General features: G+C 69.6%; 13 protein-coding genes and 3 pseudogenes. 7 read left to right on the top strand and 9 right to left on the bottom strand.

What is annotated here, in order from left to right; genetic code table 11:
• A pseudogene (locus GUY61_RS19820) lies at positions 1-740 on the bottom strand (IS110 family transposase); the annotation flags it as partial.
• Between the two features lie 552 nt (positions 741-1,292).
• Positions 1,293-1,484: a hypothetical protein gene (locus tag GUY61_RS40300; protein ID WP_243766593.1), complete on the bottom strand. Its 192-nt coding sequence runs from the start codon at positions 1,482-1,484 to the stop codon at positions 1,293-1,295.
• Between the two features lie 522 nt (positions 1,485-2,006).
• Here GUY61_RS40300 and GUY61_RS19830 point away from each other — a divergent pair.
• From GUY61_RS19830 to GUY61_RS19855, 5 genes and pseudogenes are all read left to right on the top strand, one after another.
• Positions 2,007-4,283, top strand: a complete 2,277-nt coding sequence (locus GUY61_RS19830; protein ID WP_166631549.1) for a DUF262 domain-containing protein — start codon at positions 2,007-2,009, stop codon at positions 4,281-4,283.
• Between the two features lie 876 nt (positions 4,284-5,159).
• Positions 5,160-5,591 carry a hypothetical protein gene (locus tag GUY61_RS19840; protein WP_166631550.1) on the top strand — a complete coding sequence of 144 codons (432 nt, stop codon included), beginning with the start codon at positions 5,160-5,162 and terminating at the stop codon, positions 5,589-5,591.
• 20 nt (positions 5,592-5,611) lie between these two features.
• Entirely contained in the window at positions 5,612-7,963 is a 2,352-nt protein-coding gene (locus GUY61_RS19845; protein ID WP_166631551.1) for a DUF6571 family protein, read from the top strand.
• Between the two features lie 137 nt (positions 7,964-8,100).
• Positions 8,101-8,697, top strand: coding sequence for a hypothetical protein (locus tag GUY61_RS19850; protein WP_313896745.1), 597 nt, complete (start codon positions 8,101-8,103; stop codon positions 8,695-8,697).
• Between the two features lie 80 nt (positions 8,698-8,777).
• Positions 8,778-9,072, top strand: a pseudogene (locus GUY61_RS19855) (transposase); the annotation flags it as partial.
• Positions 9,073-9,175: 103 nt separating this feature from the next.
• Here GUY61_RS19855 and GUY61_RS19860 read toward each other — a convergent pair.
• Positions 9,176-9,871: an MOSC domain-containing protein gene (locus GUY61_RS19860; protein WP_166631552.1), complete on the bottom strand. Its 696-nt coding sequence runs from the start codon at positions 9,869-9,871 to the stop codon at positions 9,176-9,178.
• A 66-nt stretch (positions 9,872-9,937) separates the two neighbouring features.
• On the opposite strand from GUY61_RS19860, the pseudogene GUY61_RS40305 reads away from it, so the two are divergent.
• A pseudogene (locus GUY61_RS40305) lies at positions 9,938-10,354 on the top strand (hypothetical protein); the annotation flags it as partial.
• Between the two features lie 250 nt (positions 10,355-10,604).
• Here GUY61_RS40305 and GUY61_RS19870 read toward each other — a convergent pair.
• Positions 10,605-12,026 (bottom strand): lipase family protein, encoded by a 1,422-nt coding sequence (locus GUY61_RS19870; RefSeq protein WP_166631558.1) that lies wholly within the window; start codon positions 12,024-12,026, stop codon positions 10,605-10,607.
• Between the two features lie 400 nt (positions 12,027-12,426).
• Between GUY61_RS19870 and GUY61_RS19875 the strand changes: the two genes are divergently transcribed.
• Positions 12,427-13,074 carry a TetR/AcrR family transcriptional regulator gene (locus GUY61_RS19875; RefSeq protein ID WP_313896746.1) on the top strand — a complete coding sequence of 216 codons (648 nt, stop codon included), beginning with the start codon at positions 12,427-12,429 and terminating at the stop codon, positions 13,072-13,074.
• A 441-nt stretch (positions 13,075-13,515) separates the two neighbouring features.
• On the opposite strand, the gene GUY61_RS19880 is transcribed toward GUY61_RS19875, so the two are convergent.
• From GUY61_RS19880 to GUY61_RS19900, 5 genes are all read right to left on the bottom strand, one after another.
• Positions 13,516-13,803, bottom strand: coding sequence for a hypothetical protein (locus GUY61_RS19880; RefSeq protein WP_166631548.1), 288 nt, complete (start codon positions 13,801-13,803; stop codon positions 13,516-13,518).
• Between the two features lie 21 nt (positions 13,804-13,824).
• Positions 13,825-14,796, bottom strand: coding sequence for a fumarylacetoacetate hydrolase family protein (locus GUY61_RS19885; protein ID WP_166631554.1), 972 nt, complete (start codon positions 14,794-14,796; stop codon positions 13,825-13,827).
• 60 nt (positions 14,797-14,856) lie between these two features.
• Positions 14,857-15,795: a VOC family protein gene (locus tag GUY61_RS19890; RefSeq protein WP_166631555.1), complete on the bottom strand. Its 939-nt coding sequence runs from the start codon at positions 15,793-15,795 to the stop codon at positions 14,857-14,859.
• Positions 15,792-16,778 (bottom strand): amidohydrolase family protein, encoded by a 987-nt coding sequence (locus tag GUY61_RS19895; RefSeq protein WP_313896748.1) that lies wholly within the window; start codon positions 16,776-16,778, stop codon positions 15,792-15,794. The genes GUY61_RS19890 and GUY61_RS19895 overlap by 4 nt, the downstream gene beginning before the upstream one ends.
• A 104-nt stretch (positions 16,779-16,882) precedes the next feature.
• Positions 16,883-17,202, bottom strand: a 320-nt coding sequence (locus GUY61_RS19900; protein ID WP_208106210.1) for an FAD-dependent monooxygenase, incomplete at its 5' end; no start/stop codon positions are given.

Consider the following 17,202-nt stretch of genomic DNA (forward strand, 5'->3'; position numbering starts at 1 on the left):
GTGCTTGGCGGAGGCGAACCGGGCCATGTCCCCGCCGGTCTCTGCAATGATCACTTCGGCTGTGGCCTGGTTGATGCCGGGGATGGTGTCGAGCAGGTCGAGGGCGGGCCGAAAGGGGGGGCCATCGCCTCCTCGATCCGCTCGTCGAGTTGCCTGATGGCGCCGGCGAGCTGGTCGTACTGGTCCAGATACAGCCTCGTCAGGAACGCGTGGTGGTCACGGAAGCGGCCGGTCCGGGCCTCGGTGAGTTCGGGGATCTTGCTGCGGAGCTTGCGCTTGGCCATCTCCGCGAGGATCTGCGGGTCGTGTTCCCCGTCGATGAGGGCCTCCAGCATGGCCCGGCCGGAGACGCCCATGATGTCGGAGGCGACCGCGGCGAGCTTGATGCCGGTGTCCTCCAGCAGCTTCTCCAGCCGCTGCACGATCTGCCCGCGCTCGCGGGTCATCTGGGTGCGGGCCCGGGTGAGATCCCGCAGCTCGCGGATGGGCTGCGGCGGCACGAACGAGGCCCGGACCAGGCCGTGGGCGCCGAGCTGGGCCAGCCAGGCCGCATCGGAGACGTCCGTCTTGCGGCCGGGCAGGTTCTTGACCTGCCGGGCGTTGACCAGGATCACGTTCAACTCCTCGGTCAGCAGGTAGTAGAACGGCTTCCAGTAGCCCGACGTCGCCTCGATCACGACGAGTGTGACCTCGGCGGCCAGCAGGTGGTCCCGCAGGGCGAGCACGGCGTTCGTCGCTGAGGACGAAATGAGGTTCCGAAAGCGGCGCTGGCTCCATGCATTCCGCCGGGCAGACTGATCCCGTTCTTTTGATCTGTTCGTTCAGCGGCTTGATGTGTATGCCTTCGCGAGACGGAGCAGCGAGTCCGCTCGGCGCGGAAATGACGTCCCGAGAGTGAGGTGACCGACACCCACCGCACCCTGCCGACTCGGCTGGCTCCCGGCCTAGACGACCATGGAGGCCGTAGCGCTCCTCGTCACCGACTGCGGCGTACGCGACCGCCTCGGCCCTGACAAGACGGTCTGAGCGGGGTGTGCCCTGATTCCTCGTAGGCGGCTTGGGATTTGATGCCGGGCCGGACCTCGTGGGCGGGCGCCCAGTCGAGCAGACGGGACGCCCGTTCCGGCAATGGCTTGGGTTCGGGCGAACGTCAGCAGCGGAACCCGTGGGGCGTGTCCCGGGACTCGACGTCCGTGTAAGGCTTGAACCACTCGTCCCACAGGTCTTCTTCGGCCACGTCTGCTTCCAGGAAGTCGTGCGGCCTGTCGCTGACGTCGAGCAGCCCGCTCTCATTAGGCCTGGTCCGTGCCGTCGCGGATGAAGACGGTCACGCGCACGCCGCGTCCGACCGCCTCGCGCAGCAGCGGCAGGATGCTGCGCACCCGGTTCAAGACCCATGCCCACAGCCAGACCGAACTCCGGGCCGCCCGGATCTCGTCTTCGCACGTGCTGTAGAAGGTCAGTTCGTCGTCGATGCCCGTCACCTCGATGCCGGGCCAGGACGTCGGCGAGCGCGTTCCCGAACACGCCGAGCTCGCGCTCGTACTCGTGCGGCGGAGTGATCAGGTGGCTCGCCCGCAGCCTCCGTACTCCGGGAGTGCCTGCCAACGAGGCGAGGTGGGTGAAGGATCTGTCGTCCTTTGCGGCCCGGATTCGCTCCCAGCTGTCGATGACGTAGAGCCGGGTCTGGACAAGTGGCCGTTGGTGATCAGTCCCTGGCCGGCCACCAGCCGCTGCGACGACCGGTCAGGTGCGGGCTGGCCAGCTCGGTGCAGCCCGTCGGTGTCGACGATGACGATCCCGGGGGCGTCAAGAGGTCTCGGTGCCGCGGTCTGTTTGCCGCCCTGCAGCATCCCCCCGTAGGCGAGCGAGTTGGCCAGCCGCATCAGCACCGGTCCGAAGCGATGCTGCTCGGTCAGGGTGACGCAGGCTAACCTGATGCTGTTCCCACGCCATGACCGCTTCCGCCGACCAGTTGCCGTCGGGGACGTTAGGAGCTCTCGGCTGTGCCACCCACTTTGTATCGCGACACTGGTTACACGCTCCGGCATCTGATCGAGAACATCGAAGGCGGTCGTATCGGATTACCAGACATTCAACGCCCGTTCGTCTGGTCTGCGGCGAAGACGCGCGATCTCTTCGACTCGATGTATCGGGGCTACCCGATCGGCACCCTGATGTTCTGGGAGACCGGCGCTGAGGTGGGGACGCGGCAGATCGGAACGGAAGCCGGCGATCGGGCACCTCAGCTGTTGGTCGTTGACGGGCAGCAGCGGCTCACCGCCCTGTTCGCTGTCCTCACTGGGCGCAAGATCGTCACTAAGTCTTTCGACGAGATCAACGTTCGCATCGCGTTCCACCCGGAGGACCAGACGTTCGAGGTCACGGACGCGGCGATCGAGCGTGACGCCCACTTCATTCCGGACATCACTGCGCTCTGGGCCCAAGGTGGTTACAAGCCCACCGTCCGGCAGTTCTTCCAACGGCTCGAACAGGCCAGCGGCCAGCCCTTGTCGCACGCTGCCAAGGATGAGCTCGAAGAACGCGTAGACAGGGTCCGGGACCTGCACGAGTTCCGCTTCCAGGTTGTGGAGCTGGGTGCTTCGGCCAACGAGGAGCAGGTCGCCGACATCTTCGTGCGCATCAACTCCGAAGGCGTGAAGCTCAACCAGTCCGACTTCATCCTTACCCTGATGTCAGTGCATTGGGAGAAGGGCCGCCGCCAGCTCGAAGACTTCAGCCGCGGCGCGGTGGTCGCAGGACTCCCCGGTCCGAGCCCTCGAAACGCCTTTCTGGACCCCAGCCCGGACCAACTGCTGCGCGTAGCGGTCGCTGTTGCCTTCCGGCGCGCCCGGCTCCAGCACGTCTACAGCGTCCTACGAGGAAAGGACCTTGAAACCGGCAAGGTCACCGCCGCTCGACGGCAGGAGCAGTTCGACCGGCTCGCCCAAGCACACACGAAGGTCTTGGACCTGACCAGCTGGCACGAGTTCTTCCAGTGCGTCACGGCGGCCGGCTTCCGCAGTCGCAAGATGATCACCTCCGACAACGCCCTGCTGTACAGCTACACGATCTGGCTGATCGGACGCCACGACTTCGGACTGACGGTTGATGAACTCCGTCCCGTGATCGGACGGTGGTTCTTCATGGCGCACACCACCGGTCGGTACTCCAACTCGCCAGAGTCACAGATGGAGTTCGACCTGGGACGGATCGGCAGTCTGCCGCCAGGTGACGGCCGAGCCTTCACCGCGGAACTCGACCGGATCATCGCAGCGAACTTCACCGGCGACTACTGGGACATCTCCCTGCCGAACCGGCTGGACACGTCCTCGCCGCGTTCACCGGTGCTGTTCGCCTACCAGGCGGCGCTCAACATCCTCGACGCCGAAATGCTCTTCGGCGGCCAACGAATCCGTGATCTGCTTGACCCCTCAGTCCAACCCGCCAAGGCTGTCGACCGGGACAACCTGTTCCACCGCAAGGCGCTCGCCGTACTGGGTATCACCGACCGGCGCCAAGTCAATGCCATCGCCAACATGGCCTACGTGACGTGGCCGGCAGACGAGCCGGTCAACACCGACGCACCACATGACTACTGGCCGAGAATCGCGGACGCGATGGCCCCGGAGGTGCTCGAGCGGCAGGTACGGTGGCACGCGCTCCCGGTCGGCTGGGAACAACTCGACTATTTCACCTTCCTGGAACGGCGGCGCCAGCTAATCGCCAAGGTCGTGCGGGAAGCGTTCGAAACCCTCACGGGGGAACGCCCTGCGTACGTCCCAACCACCCCGGCCGACATGATCGCCGCTGGCGAGTCCCAGGGCACCGAGTTCAAGGCCAGCGCCCGCTGGAACGTGCACACACGGCAGGCCGACAAGTCCCTACGGCACAACATCGTCAAGGCCGTCTGCGGCTTCCTGAACGGCGAGGGCGGGAACCTGTTCATCGGTGTCGCCGACGACGGAACCGTCCTCGGCATCGAGAACGACCTCACCACTCTGGAGTCGTCGGCCAGCGTCGACGGGTATGAGCTCTTCGTACGCCAACTCCTCGACAGCAGCCTGTCGACCCCGACAGCGACCACCGTCCGCATACGCTTCCCCGAGATTTCCGGCAACGTCGTCTGCCAGATCAGCGTTGCCGCGGCAGGTAAGCCGGTGTTCGCCAAGCCCGCCAAGGGCGGCAACGGCGCCACCGACTTCTGGGTCCGGGTCGGCAACGCCACCAAGCAACTCCACGGCGATAACCTCCTGCGCTACCAGGAGGAACACTGGGGATGAGCGTCCCTATGGCCTGCCCTCCGACCAGAGGGGAATGACCTCGGGCCTATTCCTGGTGTAGACCGCGGTCCGGTTGCTGCCGAGAGCCTTGAGAGTCGCACTCACCAGACGGTGTGGCGATCTACATATTTGAGGCATCGACGGATGCCGCCGGTTGAGTCCGGTCGGCCTTCTCGGCCTCCTCGTCGACCGGCTTGAACGCGCAGTGGCCCGCGCACCGCGGGCGCGGTCGCCAAGGAGCAAGCGCAGGCTGTCGGTCGTGATGCTCGTTTGGGCTCGAGCCATACGGCGACAAGCCTCGGGTTGACGTGTGCTCATTGCGCTCGGCTCCGCCCTGTGTCGTAGGGAGTGCCGAGGTATGCGGGGGGCAGGGATGAGCACGTGGGATGCGGTGCGTCGGACGGCCGCGGAACGTCCACCGGACTCGCTCCCCTGACGGTGCCGGAATCGTACGTTCGCGTCCCGTAACTGGAACCCCGAACCGACGCGCCGGCCTACGCCGTTGCCCACGCCTACCGGCATTTCCTGGACGACCTGCGCGAGGGCACGTCACGCGTACCCGATTTCGAACACGGCGCCGCCCGGCACCGCAGCATCGCATCCGTCATTACGGCAGCGTGACCGGACGTGTCGGCCCTCGGGCGGAAGCGCCGAGCCGGTGATGAACAGTTCCCGCAGGTGGAGGCATCCGGTTGCCCGCACGCGATGGCTGCCGGGCAGAATGACCCTGACGGATTTCGATCGTTGTCGTCCGGGCTTCGGGGAATCAACTACCGGCCGCCCGGTGGGCGGGTGATGATACAAGAGACAGGTGATCAGGTCGGTGGCCGCGCGAATTCGGTGGAGTGGCCTGCCCGGATGGACTTGGGGGAATTCATGACGTTCGAGCAGGAATGGGCCGAACTGCGCGCGGCGGCGGCCGAGCGGACTGCCATGCAGACCAACAGCATTCCGGCCGACGGCGGCGGAGGAGGTGGTGGCGGGAACGACCTGGTGGTCAATCGGGACGACCTCGGCGCTATCGGCAATGACGCGTACGACCTGCTGGGACGGCTGGCGAAGGAGGGCGACATCGCCCGTCCCTCCACGTTCGACGCGGCGACGGCGCTGACCAACGGGAACTTCGTGAGCGGTTCGGCCGTGCTGAAGGTGCATGACTTCTGGCAGACCCACCTGAAGACGCTGCTGGACGCCTGCGCGCAGATTTCGAATCACCTCGATTACAGCAAGGCCCAGCATGCCAAGGACGAGGCGAAGATCGAGGGAGATCTGGCGCGGATATCCGTGCTCACGGAATACATGAAATAGGGCTCGGGGGAGCGCGCGACATGCTGAAGTACGAGGACATAATCGACGCCCCGGTGGCGAAGCTGAAGGCCGCCGCCGACGACTGGTCGGAGATGGCGGGGAAGCTGGACAAGCTCGCCACCGACGCCGCCGACGGGATGAAGGCCAAGGCGGACGGCGCGGCCTGGGAGGGCGTCAACGCAGGGGTCACCAAGGCGTTCATCGGCAAGACGGCCAAGGAGTTCGCAGACGCCGCGGCCGAGGCCAAGGGGGTGAAGCTGATCCTGGAAGAGGGCTACGCGGCCATCAAGAAGGCCAAGGACGACCTGGTCGACATCCGGGACCACGAAGGGCCCGCGGCCGGCATCCGCGTGGACGGCAACGGCAAGGTCACTGCGCGGAACCCGTTGTCCGAGAACGAGGCGGCGCGGCACGACCCCGACTACAGCGAGTTTCTACGCGAGGAGAGGCGGAACATCGAGTCGTGGCAGAAGAGGATCGACCTCATCGTCGACAACTGCAACGACACCGACCTCGCCCTCAAGAACACCCTCGAGGCCAACGTCACCGACCGCAAGGACTTCAGCGCTCCGACCTACACGAAGCTGGACCAGGAGGAGGCCGCCCGCGCCGCCGCTCTGGCGGCCAAGGGCCGGGACATCACACACGCCGAACTGCAGCAGCTCAACGAGCTGCTGAAGGACAACAGTTCGTCGGTGGAGTTCTCCAAGGGCTTCTACGAGAAGCTCGGCCCCGAGAAGTCGCTCGCGTTCTTCGGCCAGCTCTCCACGGACACGTACGAGTACGGCAAGGTCGACCCGGAGCGCCTCAAGGACGTCCAGGAGCTCCAGAAGAACCTGGGCCTCAACCTGGCCACCGCATCCCACGACAAGGAGTTCACCGACAAGTGGGGTCCGGAGCTCCGCAAGTTGGGTACGGAGCGCATTCCGCTGGCCAAGCACGACTACGGCGGGCCGTTCGGATACCAGCTGCTCGGCGGGATCATGCGGTACGGGGACTATGACGCGAAGTTCCTCAACCCGATCGCCGAACACGTGGCGCAGCTGCACCAGAAGGACTCGGACATGTTCGCCGACAACAAGGTGGTGAACAGTCCGTACAAGAACCCGTTCAACCCCTCCGGCGTGAACGGGGCCGGCTACGACCCGGCCACCGCCATGCTGGAGGCGCTCGGCAACAGTCCGGAAGCGGCCAAGAAGTTCTTCGCCGACCCCCCGACCGCGTACAACGAGGACGGTACGGTCAACCACGGCGCCACGGCCGACCTCGGCAAGAACAAGGACGGCGAGCGGATCGACAACTACCTCGACTTCTTCGGCAACGAGGAGTGGGAGTCCTTCCCCGACGTCAACTCGCTCGACCAGAAGGAGCTCGAGGCGTCGCTCGACCAGATGCCCGACGCCCTCGGCCACGCCCTGGAGGCGGCGACCCTCGGCTACCCGGCAGGGCACCCGGACGCCGGGGCGGTGCGGGACGCGGACAACGCCGCGGTCATGCAGCAGGTCATGGAGAAGTACGGTGCGGACCCGGGTCTGCTCAAGGAGCACCACGAGGCGATGGCCGACAGCCTGGGCGTCATGGGTGCCGGCTACATCGACGACATCAACTGGGCGTTGGCCAAGAACGATCCGGACAGCGTGTTCGCGCCGGGCAGGAATCCGGACGGGCGCATCGACTTCGCGGACACCGCGGACGGGAACGGGCGGAGTGTCGCCCGGAGCTTCCTCAGCACCCTGGGTCAGCACCCGGACGCCTACGCGACGGTCTCGACCGCGGAGCAGGTCTACACCCGCAGCGTGCTGGAAGGGACAGTGGGCCCGGATGGAAAGGTCAACGAGGGCGCTGCCAGGGCGACCGTGCGCGTGGGCGCCGAGGTGCAGGGCATGCTCGACCAGTCCCGGGCCGACCAGGTGGAGGCGACGAACCTCAAGACCCACGAGGACTACGAGAAGGCGGTCGCCAAGCGGTCGGGCTGGGTCGAGTTCGGGGCCACGGTGGGCGTCGCGGCGGGCGTCGCCTTCCTGCCCGCGACCGCGGCCGTGGGCACGGCCGCGGTGCTCGTCCCGCTGGCGACCGATACCGCGAGTGGTGCTGTCGAACAGGTCATAGGCCAGATGATCGGCGACATCTCGGACAACTCGGTGGATGAGCACAAGGAGAAGATGGAGGAGCTCACCGACGAGGAGAGGAAGAAGATCTACTCCGCCGGTGAGAGCATGGCCGAGTCCCCGATGGAGGAGTTCCTGGCGTATCACGGTGTGGACGCCGACAAAGACGTGTTCGCGCAGGACCTGCGCGAATCGATGCTGATCGGCTATGGGGTCGGCAACGACCGGGAGAACCAGCAGGGCAACGCCCCGGAGACCGGCTGAGGCCGGTGGACGGTCGAGGACACGTAAGGATGCGCACAGTGATCAGTCGTAGGTGGTCGGTACGCGGGGGACTCCCCGCCGCGGCCGTGGCCGGCTCGTTGCTTCTCGGGGCCACAGGTTGTGGAGGGAGCGGAGACGTGGACGAAACTCCGAAAACTCCCAAGGACTACAAGGTCGTTACGGGGACACAACTCTGCGGTGGCAGGGCCGTGTCCGCCGACGCGTCCCGGGCGCTGAAGGTGATCACGGGGTCGTCGCGGTTCGAGGCGTCGGCGGAGGAGTACACCGTCGCGCAGGCCGCGGCGGACCTGGTCGAGGCGTTCCCGGCCCCCACCGTCGGTAGAGAGGACGCCTGCCGTGTCTACACGCCCATCGGCACGCCGGATTTCGAACTCAGAATCACCTGGAGGCTGGTCGACGGCGCCCCGACGGACGACCCGGTGGCCCCGAAGTTCACCGTGCTGAAGATGGGGGAGGAGACCCTGGTGGCGGAGGACGTGGCGTACGTCCAGTTCGCGTGCAGGAGCGAAAGATTGTCCGACTCATCGCGATTGGCCCATATTCGAATCGGCGTGATGCGCTGGGGTATGCCGAAGCCACCCGAGGGCGACGTCGAGGCGTTGAAGGACGCCTACGCGACCGTGGCCCACTCCGTCTCGCTGGCCATGGCCAAGGAACTGCGCTGCGAGAAGAACGGCGGGCTCCCCGCGCGGCCCGTGCTGGATCCCGCATAGCCGCCGGCGCACGCGGAAACGACCATGATCAGGGGCCCTTGCCAGTGAGCGAGCCGCCCGCGCGGTGACCCGCCGGGGCCATGAGGTGGCCGTCCGCACAATCGAAGGCCTGGTGCCCGAGACCGCCGGCGGTCCGGCTGCTGCGGGAACTGATCGAGGCCGAGGCCACGCGAGGATCGGCGCCGAGTGGGGCGAACAGACCGACCCCGCGCCACCTGGCGCAACGGCCACCGGGAGAAGACGGTGACCACGCAGTTCGGCGACCTGGAACTCGCCGTCCCCGAACTGCGGGCCGGAAGCTTCTTCCCCAGCCTCCTCGAGCGTCGGCGCGGCATCGATCAGGCGCTCCACGCGGTCGTCACGGAGGCATACGTCCTCGACGCCACCTGCGTCCGAGAACGCGGCCCGGCAGCGCTGCCGGGTCCACTTCGTGCGGATCCCGGCGGGTCGCAGTGGGGCTCGGGGGTGGGGGAGCGGGCTACCGGTCGGTGCCTGCGGCGTACTTGGCGGTGTACTGCTGGGCGATCTCCAGCTGCTCGCGCTCCATCCAGGGGGCGGCCACGAGTACGTCGGGCAGCATCGCCCGTTCAGTGGTCACCGCGCGGAACAGGCGGGACACGGTCACGTCGTGGTCCGGGCGGTGCACGACGGCGATGTGATCGCCCGCGCTGATGTCGCCCGCATCGATGACGCGGAGCATTGCTCCGGGGGACGCGGCGCGAGTGCAGCGGCGTACCCAGCCCTTCTCGTCGAGCCAGCCGCCGAAGGTGCGGCAAGGGATACGTCCGCCGGTCACCTCCAGGACGGTGTCGGGGCCGACCCGCCATCGTTCTCCGATCAGGGCGTGGCGGAGGTCCATGCCAAGGACGGTCAGGTTTTCGCCGAAGGAGCCGTTGCCCAGCACCCGGTTCAGCTCCCGCTGCCAGTCGTCCAGGTCTTCCCGGGCGAAGGCGTACACGGCGCGGTCGGCGCCGCCGTGGAGGCGCAGGTCGCACACCGAGTCACCGCTGACTCCGCTGCCCGAGTGGCCGGGTGGCCCTGCCGGGGCCACCCGGACCGGCCCGTCCACCGGCTGCTTGTCGATTCCTGTCGTGCCGCCCGGGGCGTCCGTGTAGGGCACCGCGCGGGCCCGGCCGACGTTGACGCTGAGCACGGAGCCGTGCGAGCTGTTCACGCGTCGGGTCGGCGCGGCCGGCTCGGGTCCTGCGGCTGATCCGTCCCGAGGGGCGAAGGGGCAGTGCGCCGACACGCCCACACCCTGCTTCCGGGCGGCCTGTCCGGCCCGGTCGGCGCCACCGAGGTGGCGGACCCTGCGGCCCGTACCAAGCACGAGGTGGACGTCATCGCCCTTGCCCTGGGCGAGCGCCCGCAGGCCCCCGTGCCCGGATCGCCCTCCTCGGTGAGGCGAAGGCCACCGCCGCCCGCCGCGGCACCGGCGATCTGCAACGCCTGGAACGCATCCGCACCCTGCTCGCCGACCAGGGGTACGACACCACGGCCACGACGCTGGCCCTGTTCTCCCTGCACGGCTTCTACCCGGACCTGACAGAGTCCGCGGCCGACCGTTGACGATCTGCTCCTGGTCGACCCGGCGACCCTCTACGGGATCGGCCGGCCACCGGTCACAAAGTCATCGGCAGCCCCGGCGGCGCGATGAGGCGTGCCCGCGCACAGCGTCGGCGAAGTGTGGCGGCCGGTCCCGGTGACCTCGGGCGGGTCGTCGGCCGTCGTGGAGCCCACCGCCGTGGCTCTTGCAGCTGACCTGCTACCCCCAGGTGCCCAGGCTCGCGATACGCGGTGCCGTCGATGACCGGGGCCCGTAGCGGGCGGGTGCGGCGCCGGTGGGCGGATCGCGGTTCCACCGGAGGCGACGGCCTCCGGTCGAACCGCGCGTGCGAGGTGGCGGGTCAGGGCTGGAGCGGCATCGTCCAGCAGTTGGAAGTGGCCGGCTTGCCGGAGAGGCGGTCCGTCAGCCAGGAGATCGCGTCGCCCTGGTCGGTGATGAGGGGCACGAGGTGGTTGGTGAGGATCTTGTCGCCGAGGTTCGGCAGGATGACGGCGTCGTAGGTGACGTTGCCGCCCTTGCGGCACCAGTCGACGGCCAGTTGCCGGGCCTGCTTGTGGGGAACGATGTCGTCCTGGGTGCCGGTGGCCACACGCACCGGGCCGGCGGGCTTGAGTGCCCCGATGCGCTGCCTGTCGAGTGCCGCCTGCGCACGGGAGTCGGCGGCGATGACGTCTCCGAGGGACCGGCCGTCGTTGGTCCACTTGTTGCTCTTGGCGAAGCCGTAGCCGAAGAGGGCGTCGCCGACGCACATGGTGGACGCGTCCTTCAGCGCGGCCTTCCCGGTGGCGCTGATGTTCGCGTCGACGACCGCGCGCAGGTCGGGGTCGGCTTGGGCGAAGCCGTTGACGGACCAGGCCAGGGCGCCGGCGAGCGCACTGCCGTCGATGCCCTTCATGACCGAGGTCAGGTCCGCCGGGGGCGCGCCGGCGTAGGTTCCGGCGAGCTGGATGTCGGGTGCGTAGGAGGGCTGGAGTTCGGCGGCCGCCGCGCTCGCTCCGCCGCCCTGGCTGTAGCCGTACAGACCGGTGGGGGACGCCGCGGTGACCGATGCCCCGGGGACGGCGCGCGCGGCGCGGGCGGCGTCCAGCAGGGCGTGCCCTTCGTCGACGCGGTTGACGTAGGTGTGCAGGCGGTCCGTGGCGCCGAGGCCGACGTAGTCGGTGACGACCACTGCCGCCCCGGTGGCCAGGATCCGGTAGATGGACAGGGCTTCGTAGCCCACTGACATGGTGTCACCGGTGAGCGTCAGCGGGTGCTGCAGCGCGAAGGACGGCGCGCACTGGTCGCCCTGGCCCATGGTGCCCGAGGCCACCGCGACCAGGGGGCGCGGTCCGGTGCCCTTCCAGGCGGCCGAGGGCTCTATGTAGGCGCCGGTCACGGCGACGGGGAGCCCGGCGGAGTCGGTGGACCTGTACATCAGGCGGGTCGCGGTGCCCGGCATCGGCCTGCCGTCGAGGCCTGGGATGCTCAGCCCGAGGGGCATGGCCTCGGTCCGGACCAACGCGCCGTTGGTGGCGGGCAGTTCGGCTGGCGGGTTGTAGAACGCGGGGATGGTGACCCCGCGGGAGACGACGGGTTCCGCCGAGGACGCGGAGGCCTGCCCCGCGCACAGTCCCACGCAGACGGTACCCGCGACGACACCTGCCAGCAGGCGCAGCCCGGCGGGGGAGCCGCGGCGGGCGGCCGGTGCCGCCGGACGCGCGACGGCCCGGAGCGAGGGGGTGGTGACGGTGGCACCGGAACGGGTTCTCCTGCGGCTCAAGGTGTACTCCTCGTCGTTCGAGTGATCGTTGTCGATGTCGTGGGACGTGACGGCGTCCATCGCCCGTTCGGCGGCGGTGACGGCGGCGACGGCGATGGCGATGGGCGGCGACGGTCACGGATGGATCGCACGCTCCGGTCGCTCCCCGGGATCGGCGCGCCGTCGAGGACGTAGGGGCCGCTCTGACCCCGCACACGGCCCTCCAGGTCGCACACCGTGCCCGTCGACGCCGCTCCCAGGGCAGTCTTGGCGCGCGCATGCCAAATGCAGCTGGGGTTACCCGCGGGTACCTACTGCACGGTAGGGCTGGATGTCACTCAGTGACAAGACGTCTGCATGTGTCATTTCTGACCGGTCGCTATGCTGCGTCGGACCGGCGACAGAGGGTGGTGGAGCGAGGGTGCGCGAGGCGCCGTCCGCGGAACAGGGTCAGACGGCGGGAGCGGATGCCAGACCGTCGCTCGTTCAACGGCGCAAGGCGGCCCTCCGTCTGGAGATCTCCCGTGAGGCCGTCCGCCTGTTCACCTCACAGGGCGTCACGGCCACGACCGGGGAGCAGATCGCTCAGGCCGTGGGTATCTCGGCCCGCACGCTGTGGCGCCATTTCCCCACCAAGGAAAGCTGTGTACTGCCGCTGCTCGCGGCGGGGCTCGACTTCGCCATGGACCGCCTGCGCGACTGGCCACCGGAGACGAGCCTGCTGGACTTCTTCACGGAATCCTGCCGGAACGGCGAGCCGTCCTCCTTCACCCCCGCGATTCTCGACCTGATCCGCATGACCTCCACCGACCCGGCGCTGCGCGCCGTCTGGCTCCAGGCGCATGACGATGCCCTGCCCGTCATCGCGAGGCTCCTCGCCCAGCGGTCCGGCGGCAACGCCGACGACCTGCGGGTGAGGGTGCACGCGGCGACCGTCAACGGCGCACTGCGCGCAGGGGCGGAGGACTTCGCCCGGCGGTGCGCGGACGACCCCGAGGCTTCGGACGGCGAGATCGTCACATGCCTCCTCGCGGCCTTGCGCGCGGCTTCGGAGGGTCTGCCCTACTGAGGCCAGAAAAGGGCAACGGTGCCCTTCCCCGGCGCCCTTCCCCGCTCCACCCCGGACCGCCGGGCGGAGCGGGCTCCGGCCCGGGTGCGAGCCCTCCTTGGCCGTGGCGGCCGGTCACATCGCGTTGCCCGTCGGCGCGTTGTCCGTGCGAGGCGCCGTCCGTCCCCGTGGACAGCCGTTGGAGCGATGCGGAGTCGTCCGCCGCTCCCTGCTTGTACTCCGGTCGCCCCCACCACCCCTGACCACGGGTCTGCTCCTGGAGGCCCCGTTTCGGCATCACCGGCAGCCCGGCAGCTTCTTCCGCGGCCGGGCTGCCGGACGCCGCCCGGAGCGCGGCCGGGGCCTGCCGCGGCCCGCAACGCGGCAGGGCACCGGCCGTGACGGCCGGTGCCCCTGTGCCGCGTGCGCGGCTCCGCCCGGGGAGCTCCGCGGACGGATCGCCTACGCGGTGAGGGCCGATTCCGGGGCGCCCTCGCGACCGGGCGTCGCGGGCGCGGGCACCTCGTCCTCCGCGGGACGGTGGGTCCCGATCAGGCCGAAGGCGGTCGGCGCCGCGGCGGCGAGGGCCGCCACACCGCACACCAGGAACGCGGTGGTGAAGCCGCTGCCCAGGGCGTCCAGGGCCAGGCCGTGCGCCGCGGATCCCGGGGTGCCGGGCGGCAGGCCCTGGTCGCCGCGGGCCGCACCGTGGCCGCGCTCGCGCCCAGCGTACGACGAGCCTGCCCGCAAGCCTCCCGGTGCGCGGGCCGGTCACGGCCGCTGCCGGTCGCGGCGCCGGCCCGCGGGCAGGGGCACGGGCTCGGTCCCCGGCACCACGGTGCTGGTGAGCGTGCCGATGCCCTCGACGGTGAGGCTGACGGCGTCGCCGGGCCCGAGCGGCGGCGGGGTCCGCTCGCCGCGCCGGCCCCACAGTTCGGCGAGGCACCCGCCGTTGCCGCAGGTGCCCGAGCCGAGGACGTCGCCCGGGACGACGCGGGTGCCGCGCGAGGCGTAGGCGGCCATCTCCTCGAACGTCCAGCTCATGTTGGACAGCAGGTCCTCGCCGACGACCCGGCCGTTGACCTCCGCGGTCAGGGCCAGGCGCAGGAAGCCGTCGGCGTCCCGGTACGGCTCCAGTTCGTCGGCGGTGACCAGGCACGGGCCGAGCGTGGTGGCGGTGTCCTTGCCCTTGCACGGGCCGAGTCCGACCTTCATCTCCGCCGACTGGAGGTCGCGGGCCGACCAGTCGTTGAACACGGTGTAGCCGACGATGCGGTCGCGGGCCTGCCCGGGGGTGAGGTCGCGGCCCTCGCGGCCGATGACGGCGGCCACTTCGAGCTCGAAGTCGAGCACGGCGGAACCGGGTGGCACGGGTACGCCCTCGTGCGGCCCGTAGATCGCGTGCGGGTTGGTGAAGTAGAAGGTGGGCGCGGCGTACCACTGCTCGGGTACGCCGCCGGTGCCCTCCACGGATCGCCTGACCCCCTCGACGTGCTCCTCGAAGGTGACGAAGTCCCGTACGGAGGCGGGCTGGAGGGGAGGCAGCAGCCGTACACGGGACACGTGCGGGCCGGGCGGCACGTCGAGTGCCGCCGCGCCGGCGGCGAGCAGTCCGGGCAGGCCGCCGGTCTCCGCGAGCAACGTGGTGAGCGAGGAGACGCCGGGGAGGGGGAAGAGCGTTCCGTCCTCCTCCATGACGGCCACTCGGCGGCGGTGCTGGTGCTCGTAGGCGGCGAAGCGCATGTGCGGCTCCTGGTGGGAGAGGTCGTTCAAGGGGGTGCGGCCGCTCCGGCCGCAGGCGGCTCAGACGGGCGGGGCGACGAACACGCCGGGGTCGGGGTCGTTGAAGGACTCCCTGGCGACCAGTTCGTTCATGGGGTTGGCGGTGCCCCACTGGTCGGTGACCTCGGGCCGGGAGAAGTCGTAGACGTGCGGGTGCCAGGTGTCCTCGTCGAGCTCCTCCAGTTCCGTCGTGTACTCGACGGTGTTGCCGTGCGGGTCGAGGAAGTACGTGAAGGTGTTGTCACCCGCCATGTGCCGGCCCGGGCCCCAGATCTTCCTGAAGCCGGCGCGCATCACACGGCCGGAGCCGCGCATGTACTCGTCGAGGCCGCGCATCTCGAAGGAGATGTGGTGCAGGGACGTGTGCGGGCCCTTCGCCAGCGCCATCGAGTGGTGCCGGCTGCTGATCCGCATGAAGTGCATGACCTCGCCCATGCGCGGCGAGCTGAGCGTGTCGGACAGCCGGAAGCCGAGGTGGCGCTCGTACCACTCGCGGGTGCGGTCGAGGTCGGGCGAGTTGAGGACGACGTGGGACAGCTTGACCGGGATCGACTCCTTCTCCTCGATCCTGCGGTGCCGCCGCACCTCCACGTCGGCGGAGACCTCGATGGTGCGCCCGTCGACGTCGAAGAACCGGAAGCCGTGGCCGCCGCCCGGGGTGTCGACCTTGCCAGGCTGGGTGATCAACCGGACGCCGCCGGCCAGCAGTCGCTCGGCGAGCGTGTCGACGTCGGCCGGGCTCGCGGCGCCGTACGAGACGAGGTCGAGGCGCTTCTCGCCGGCCTTGCGCAGCCGTACGACGTACTGCTCGGGCGATCCCTCGGCGGCGAGGAAGGAGATGCCGGAGTCCTCGGCGACCTTGGTCAGGCCCCAGACGCCGGCGTAGAAGTCGAGTTGCCTGTCGTAGTCGGGCACGGCGAGGTCGACGTGCCTCAGGTGGGTGAGCAGGCGTGCGCTCATGGTGTCGGTCCTTCCTTCAGGAGAGTCGCCGCGTTGCCGCCGCGTACGGCGTCGAAGTCGGCCTCGGACAGCCGTGCGGAGCGGAGGGCACCGAGCGGGTCCTCGGTGCCCATGTCGAACGGGAAGTCGGAGCCGAGGAGGACGCGGTCGGCCCCGGCGACCCGGATCAGGTCCCGTAGGACGTGCGGGTCGTGGACGAGGGAGTCGAAGTACAGCCGCCCGAGGTAGCTGCTGGGGAGGTGTGCGCAGCCGGCGCCCGCGTCGGAGCGGGTGGCCCAGGCGTGGTCGGAGCGGCCGATGTGGGTGGGCAGGTAACCGCCGCCGTGCGCGGCGATCAGCTTCAGGCCGGGGTGGCGGTCCAGGACCCCGGAGAAGATCAGATGCGAGAGTGCGACGGCGTTCTCCGTGGGCTGCCCGACGGTGTTGGACAGGTACCACCGGTCCAGCCGCTCGTCGAGCGTGCACCCGAAGGGATGCAGGAACAGCAGCGCACCGCTCTCCTCCGCCCGGGTCCAGAACGGCTCGTACGACGGGTCGGACAGCTCCCGTCCCGGGGCGTGGCTGGAGATCTCCACGCCGAGCAGACCCTGTTCCAGGGCGTGGCCGAGGGCGCGTACCGCCTGGCCCGGATGCTGGAGCGGGACGAGTCCGAGTCCGCGCAGCCGGTCGGGGGCGGCCGAACAGTGCGCGGCCGTCGCCTCGTTGGCGAGCCGGTACACCTTCTCGGCCGTCTCCTCGCCCGCCCAGTAGTGGTAGTGCGAGGGGGAGGGGCTGACCAGCTGGACGTCCACCCCCTGGGCGTCCATCGCGGCCAGGCGCACGGTCACGTCGGTCAGCCTCGGGATGCGCTCGCGCACCATCGGCCCGCTGACGGCGAGGGCCGCGGGGCCGTTTCGGCGGGCGTCGAGCACCCCGGCCTCCTCGTGGCCCGGCAGACCGGCCACGAGGGCGTCGACCTCGGGGAGGAGGACATGGGCGTGCACGTCGACGGTCGGGGTGGTGTGTGCGCCGGCGTCCGGCGAGGGGCGGTGGCCGGGTGACGGGTGGTGGCCCGGCGAGGAGTGGTGGCCGGGCGCGGGGTGGTCGCTCACGGCAGTTCCCTGAGCATCGTCATGGTGCGTGCCATCAGGCCGGGCACGTCGGCGTCGCGCACACCGTCGAGCTGCCACCGGCCTATCTGCACGGACGCGTCCACCACCGGCCGGACTCGGCTGATCCGCCGCTCGTAGTACGCCTGGAGCAGCGCGTCGTCCCAGTCGTCGGTGCCGGCCAGCATCTGTGCGAGCACCCATGCGTCCTCCAGGGACATGGCGGCGCCCTGGGCGAGGGTGGGCGGGCAGCAGTGGGCGGCGTCGCCGGCGAGCACGACCCGGCCGCGGTGCCACGAGCCCTCGACCAGCATGCGGT

The organism is Streptomyces sp. GC420 (assembly GCF_009916105.1).
Taxonomy (GTDB): Bacteria; Actinomycetota; Actinomycetes; order Streptomycetales; family Streptomycetaceae; genus Streptomyces.

Coding starts and splice junctions, on each gene's coding strand:
- GUY61_RS19840 (WP_166631550.1), top strand. CDS start 5,160: ATGACGTTCGAGCAGGAATGGGCCGAACTGCGCGCGGCGGCGGCCGAG.
- GUY61_RS19845 (WP_166631551.1), top strand. CDS start 5,612: ATGCTGAAGTACGAGGACATAATCGACGCCCCGGTGGCGAAGCTGAAG.
- GUY61_RS19885 (WP_166631554.1), bottom strand. CDS start 14,796: ATGCGCTTCGCCGCCTACGAGCACCAGCACCGCCGCCGAGTGGCCGTC.
- GUY61_RS19890 (WP_166631555.1), bottom strand. CDS start 15,795: ATGAGCGCACGCCTGCTCACCCACCTGAGGCACGTCGACCTCGCCGTG.